Origin of the sequence: Streptomyces cahuitamycinicus (assembly GCF_002891435.1) — a bacterium.
GTDB classification, from domain to species: Bacteria; Actinomycetota; Actinomycetes; order Streptomycetales; family Streptomycetaceae; genus Streptomyces; species Streptomyces cahuitamycinicus.
Genome location: NZ_POUC01000433.1, coordinates 1 through 6,607 on the forward strand (window position 1 = coordinate 1; position 6,607 = coordinate 6,607).

Consider the following 6,607-nt stretch of genomic DNA (forward strand, 5'->3'; position numbering starts at 1 on the left):
GGGTGACAGGGGCGTGGTGCACGGGCGGTCCCGGGTTCGCCGGGAGCCGGTCCACGAGGAATCCGTAGGACCGCTTCAGCTCCGGGTCGGTCAGGGAGCGCCACCAGCGGTCGACGCCGTGCCAGCCGGGGGCCGCGAGGGCGCCGCCGTGGTGCCCGACGGACAGCCCGGCCGCCAGCACCGCGAAGCGCAGCCGTTCCGCCAGCGGCCAGCCGCCGAGGGACGCCGCGACGAAGCTCGCGCCGAAGACGTCCCCGGCGCCCGTCGCGTCCAGGACGTCGGTGTCCAGGGCCGGGACATCGGCGTACTCGCCGGTGATCTGGTCGACGGCGATGGCGCCGTCCCCGCCCCGGGTCACCACGGCGACCGGCACCAGATCCGAGAGCGTGCCGAGCGCGGCCAGCGCGCTGTCAGTGCGGGTGTAGGCCATCGCCTCGGCCTCGTTCGGGAGGAAGGCGTGGCACAGGGACAGCTGCTCCAGCAGGGCCGTCGGCCACTCCTGGGTGGGGTCCCAGCCGACGTCGGCGTAGATCCGCGTGCCGTTCGCCGCGGCCTTGGCGAGCCACTCGCGCGGCCGGGCCTCGATGTGCACCAGGGCGGTCAGCGCGTCGGGCGGGTCGCCCATCAGCTCGTCCTGTGAGTGCGGCGGCTCCTGGCCGTGGGTGAGCAGGGCCCGGTCGTTACCGTGGGCGAAGGAGACGGTGACCGGGGTGGGCCAGCCGTCCGCCGTACGGGAGAGCGAGAGGTCGACGCCTTCCTGGCCGCCGAGGACGTCCTGGCAGTGCCCGCCGTAGAAGTCGTCGCCGAAGACCGTGGCCAGGGAGGTCCTGAGGCCGAAGCGGGAGGCGGCCACCGCGAGGTTCGCGATGCCGCCCGGGCCGCAGCCCATGCCCCCGGTCCAGATCTCCTCGCCCGGCGTCGGCGGCTTGCCGAGCCCCGTCAGGACGAGGTCGTAGAAGAGCAGGCCGGTCAGCAGCACATCGGGCCGGTCACCGTCCACGGATGTGTCCTCTCGCTCACGGCTTCGACGGAGATCGTCAAAACTCTTCATTTCGGTGACCGGAATCGTGCGCTGTCTGGCCGAGATTGGTCAATACCCGAGCAGAAATAAGCATGGCGATGATTGAAGATGACGAGTAATGTGCACGCCGTGCTGGCAGAACGACGACACCACCTCATCCTGCGGGCCCTGCGCTCCGGCGGGCCCGCGGCCGTGACCGACCTCTCGGAGCAGTTGGGCGTGAGTCCCGCCACCATCAGGCGGGACCTGGTCAAACTGGAAGAAGACGGACTGCTCACGCGCGTGCACGGCGGCGCCGTCGTGGAGGAGGGCGACCAGCCCTTCGCCGAGGTCGCCGAGGTGCGCGTCACCGAGAAGGACGCCATAGCCGAACGAGCCGCCGCGATGATCAGCGACGGCCAGTCGGTCCTGCTGGACATCGGGACGACGGCCTACCGCCTGGCCAGGCAGCTGCACGGCCGCCGGCTCACCGTGATCACCAGCAACCTGGTGGTCTACGAGGAACTCGCCGACGACGAGGGCATCGAGCTGGTCCTGCTCGGCGGCATGGTCCGCCGCGAGTACCGCTCCCTGGTCGGCTTCCTCACCGAGGACAACCTGCGCCAGCTGCACGCCGACTGGCTCTTCCTGGGCACCAGTGGGGTGCGGCCCGGCGGTCAGGTCATGGACACGACGGTCGTGGAGGTGCCGGTGAAGCGAGCCATGATCAAGGCGAGCGAGAAGGTGGTGCTGCTCGCCGACACGGCGAAGTTCCCGGGGCACGGGATGGCGAAGGTCTGCGGCCCCGAGGAGCTGACCGCGGTCGTGACGAACGAGCCGGTCGACGCGGTGACGCACACCTCCTTCCAGGAGGCGGGCGTCGAGGTCGTCGTGGCGGGAAAGGTGCAGGCTTGAACTCCCTCCCGGCCGACGGGCGCCCGGGCCGGGCCGCCCCGCCGTTCCGCGCACAGAGGGCTCTCGCACTCCCGACACCAGCCGTGCCGGAGCCGGCCCGGGGCCCTGAAGCGAGTCCAAGGAGGTGGCGCGTGTCCGGTTCCCGCCACATGCCGTCCGCAGCCTGCCCTATCGGAGGAACCCGGTGAAGCTGACGATTCTGGGCGGCGGAGGATTCCGCGTGCCGCTGGTGTACGGAGCGCTCCTCCAGGACCATGCCGAGGGGCGCGTGACCCACGTCGTCCTGCACGATCTGGACGCCGGGCGGCTGTCGGCGGTGACACGCGTCCTCGCCGAGCAGGCGGCCCAAGTGGCCGACGCGCCCGAGGTGACCGCCACCACCGACCTCGACGAGGCCCTGCGCGGCGCCGACTTCGTGTTCTCCGCGATCCGCGTGGGCGGCCTGGAAGGACGCGCGCACGACGAGCGCGTGGCCCTGGCCGAGGGCGTGCTGGGGCAGGAGACCGTGGGCGCGGGCGGCATCGCCTACGGCCTGCGCACGGTCCCGGTCGCCGTCGACATCGCGCAACGCGTGGCCCGGCTCGCCCCCGACGCCTGGGTCATCAACTTCACCAACCCGGCCGGCCTGGTCACCGAGGCCATGTCCCGTCACCTCGGCAACCGGGTCATCGGCATCTGCGACTCCCCGGTCGGCCTCGGCCGCCGTATCGCCCGGGTGCTCGGCGTGGAGAACCCGGGGGAGGCGTGGATCGACTACGTCGGCCTCAACCACCTCGGCTGGGTGCGCGGCCTGCGCGTCGCCGGCCGCGACGAGCTGCCGCGTCTGCTCGCCGACCCCGATCTGCTCGGCTCCTTCGAGGAGGGCAAGCTCTTCGGCGCCGACTGGCTGCGCTCCCTGGGCGCGATCCCCAACGAGTACCTGCACTACTACTACTTCAACCGCGAGGCCGTACGCGCCTACCAGCAGGCCGAGAAGACCCGCGGCGCGTTCCTGCACGAGCAGCAGGCCCGCTTCTATGCCGAGATGAAGAACCCGCACGCCCCCGCCCTGAAGGTCTGGGACCGCACCCGGGCCGAGCGCGAGGCCACGTACATGGCCGAGAACCGCGAGACAGCGGGCGCCGGTGAACGCGACGAGGACGATTTGTCCGGCGGCTACGAGAAGGTCGCGCTCGCGCTGATGCGGGCCATCGCCCGGGACGAGCGCACCACCCTGATCCTCAACGTCCGCAACCAGCGCACGCTGTCGGTCCTGGACGCGGAGGCCGTCATCGAGGTTCCCTGCCTCGTCGACGCCAACGGCGCCCACCCCGTCACCGTCGACCCGCTGCCCGATCACGCCACCGGCCTGGTCTGCGCGGTCAAGGCGGTCGAGCGCGAGGTGCTGGCCGCCGCCGGCTCCGGCTCCCGCGCGACTGCGGTGAAGGCCTTCGCCCTGCACCCGCTGGTCGACTCCGTCAACGTGGCCCGCAGGCTGGTCGAGGGCTACACAGAGGTCCACCCCGGGTTGGCGTACCTTAGGTGAACGCCGCTCGGTAAGCGCTTTCCCCACCGCTTCCCGCCTGCTCGCTTTCCCGCTTCCTGGAGACATCTCATGCACGACGAAAGCCGCCGCATCGAGGAGCGCGTGCAGCGCCTTCACGACCAGCGCATCAAGACCGCGGTCTACGCGGCCACCGTCCCCTTCGAGGTGGAGGCCTGGCAGGCCCCCGGTGAGCCGGTCCCGTTCGAGGAGGCCGCCGCCGCCTCCTACGAGCCGTTCGCGATGGGCACCCCGTGGGGCCCGCCCTGGGGCACCACCTGGTTCCGCGTGCGCGGACAGGTGCCCGGGGAATGGGCGGGCCGACGTGTCGAGGCCGTCATCGACCTCGGTTTCGTCGGCGACTGGCCCGGCAACCAGGCCGAGGCCCTCGTGCACCTCACCGACGGCACCCCGCTCAAGGCCGTCAACCCGCTCAACCAGTACGTGGCGATCGCCAACCCCGCGCGGGGCGGCGAGACGGTCGACTACCTGGTCGAGGCCGCTTCCAACCCGGACATCCTCGCGGACAACTTCTCGAAGACCACCCCGCTCGGCGACAGACTCACCGCGGGCGACAAGCCCCTCTACACCTTCCGCAGCGCCGACCTCGCCATCCTCGACGAGGAGGTCTGGCACCTCGACCTCGACGTGCAGGTGCTGCGCGAGCTGATGCTGGAGCTCGGCGAGCACGACCCGCGCCGGCACGAGATCGCCCACGCCCTCGACCGGGCCATGGACCTGCTCGACCTGGACGACGTCTCCGGCTCCGCCGCCGCGGTCCGCGAGGCACTGAAGCCGGTGCTGTCCAAGCCCGCGCACGCCAGCGCGCACACGATCTCCGGTGTCGGCCACGCCCACATCGACTCCGCCTGGCTCTGGCCCATCCGCGAGACCAAGCGCAAGACGTCCCGCACCTTCTCCAACGTCACCTCGCTCGCCGACGAGTACGACGACTTCATCTTCGCCTGCTCGCAGGCCCAGCAGTACGAGTGGGTGCGCGACAACTACCCGAAGGTCTGGGCCCGCATCCAGGAGTCCGTCAAGAACGGCCAGTGGGCGCCGGTCGGCGGCATGTGGGTCGAGTCCGACGGCAACCTGCCCGGCGGCGAGGCCGTCGCCCGCCAGTTCATCCACGGCAAGCGGTTCTTCATCGAGCACTTCGGCATCGAGACCAAGGGCGTGTGGCTGCCGGACTCCTTCGGCTACAACGCGGCCTACCCACAGATCGCCAAGCTCGCCGGCAACGACTGGTTCCTCACCCAGAAGATCTCCTGGAACCAGACCAACCGGTTCCCCCACCACACCTTCTGGTGGGAGGGCATCGACGGCACCCGCATCTTCACGCACTTCCCGCCGGTCGACACCTACAACGCCCGCTTCAGCGGTGAGGAGATGTCCCGCGCGGTCCGCAACTACCGGGAGAAGGGAGGCGCCAGCCGGTCCCTGGCGCCCTTCGGCTGGGGTGACGGCGGCGGTGGCCCCACCCGCGAGATCATGGAGCGCGCCCGCCGGCTGGCGGACCTGGAGGGCTCCGCCAAGGTCGTCGTCGAGCACCCCGACGAGTTCTTCGCCAAGGCCCGAGAGGAGTACCCGGACGCGCCGGTGTGGGTCGGCGAGCTCTACCTGGAGCTGCACCGCGCCACCTACACCTCCCAGGCCCGCACCAAGCAGGGCAACCGCCGCTCCGAGCACCTCCTGCGCGAGGCCGAGCTCTGGGCGACCACGGCCGCGCTGCACGCGCCGGGCTACAGCTACCCGCACGAGAAGCTGGACCGGCTGTGGAAGACGGTGTTGCTGCACCAGTTCCACGACATCCTGCCCGGCTCCTCCATCGCCTGGGTGCACCGCGAGGCCGAGGCGGAGTACGCCCGCGTCGCGCGCGAGCTGCACGCGCTGACCGCCGAGGCGGTGGCAGCGCTGGGCACCGGCGAGCCCCGCGTTTTCAACACCAGCCCCTACGACCGCGCCGAAGTGGTCCGCACCGCCGACGGCGCACCGGTGTTCGTGGAAGTGCCCGCGAACGGTTCCGCGCCCCTCGCCGACACCGCGCCCCCGCATGCCGTGACGGTGGACGGCCTGGTCCTCGACAACGGACTGGTCCGTGTGGAGGTGGCCGAGGACGGCACCCTGTCCTCCGTCCACGACCTGCGCGCCGGCCGCGAGGTCCTCGCCGAGCCGGGCAACCTGCTCCGGCTGCACACGGACCTGCCCAACTACTGGGACGCCTGGGACATCGACAAGCACTACAAGAACCGCTACACCGACCTGCTGGACGCCTCGTCCGTCACGGTCACCGAGCAGGACCCGCTGATCGGCGCCATCCGCGTCGAGCGGGCCTTCGGCAAGGGCTCCACGATCACCCAGACGATCACCGTCCGCGCCGGCAGCCCCCGGATCGACATCGAGACCGACATCGACTGGCACGAGAGCGAGAAGATCCTCAAGGCGGCATTCCCGGTCGACATCCGGGCCCCGCACTCCTCCGCCGAGATCCAGTTCGGTCACATCCAGCGCCCCACCCACACCAACACCAGCTGGGAGGCGGCCCGCTTCGAGGTCTCCGGCCACCGCTGGGTGCACCTCGGCGAACCCGGCTACGGCGTCGCTGTCATCAACGACTCGACGTACGGCCACGACGTCTCCCGCACGGTCCGCGAGGACGGAGGCACCACGACCACCGTCCGCCTCAGCCTGGTCCGCGCCCCGCGCATCCCGGACCCCGAGGCCGACCAGGGCCGCCACCGCTTCACCTACGCGCTGCTGCCCGGCGCGACCATCGAGGACGCCGTCGCCGGGGGCTACGCCCTCAACCTGCCGCTCCGGGTGGCCGAGGCGGCAGGCGCCCCCGAACCGGTGGTCTCCACCGAGGGCGAGGGCGTGACCGTGGAGGCGGTCAAACTCGCCGACGACGCCTCCGGCGATGTCGTCGTACGCCTCTACGAGTCGCGCGGCGGCCGGGCCACCGGCACCCTGCGCACCGGGTTCCCGCTGGCCGGAGCGCAGGTCACCGACCTGCTGGAGCGGCCGCTGGAGGAAGCGGAGATCACCGACGGCACCGTCGCCGTCACGCTGCGGCCCTTCCAGATCCTCACCCTCCGGCTGCGCCGGGGCCAAGAGGCCGGGGCCTGATCGCGCGAGGGCGCCGACCCGGGGCGGGGGCTGCTTCCGTC

4 protein-coding genes are annotated in these 6,607 nt (G+C 71.5%); 3 read left to right on the forward strand and 1 reads right to left on the reverse strand.

The features are described from left to right. On the reverse strand, positions 1 to 1,000 hold a 1,000-nt coding region (locus tag C1J00_RS35800; RefSeq protein WP_102913111.1), incomplete at its 3' end, for a carbohydrate kinase family protein. Positions 1,001 to 1,150: 150 nt separating this feature from the next. Here C1J00_RS35800 and C1J00_RS35805 point away from each other — a divergent pair. The 3 genes from C1J00_RS35805 (at position 1,151) to C1J00_RS35815 (ending at position 6,566) form a co-directional block, all read left to right on the forward strand. Beyond that, positions 1,151 to 1,915, forward strand: a complete 765-nt coding sequence (locus tag C1J00_RS35805; protein ID WP_102913114.1) for a DeoR/GlpR family DNA-binding transcription regulator — start codon at positions 1,151 to 1,153, stop codon at positions 1,913 to 1,915. Positions 1,916 to 2,099: 184 nt separating this feature from the next. Then, positions 2,100 to 3,440 (forward strand): 6-phospho-beta-glucosidase, encoded by a 1,341-nt coding sequence (locus tag C1J00_RS35810; protein ID WP_102913112.1) that lies wholly within the window; start codon positions 2,100 to 2,102, stop codon positions 3,438 to 3,440. Between the two features lie 69 nt (positions 3,441 to 3,509). Further along, complete coding sequence (locus C1J00_RS35815) at positions 3,510 to 6,566, forward strand: alpha-mannosidase (RefSeq protein WP_102913113.1); 3,057 nt, start codon at positions 3,510 to 3,512, stop codon at positions 6,564 to 6,566. Positions 6,567 to 6,607 lie beyond the last annotated feature (41 nt).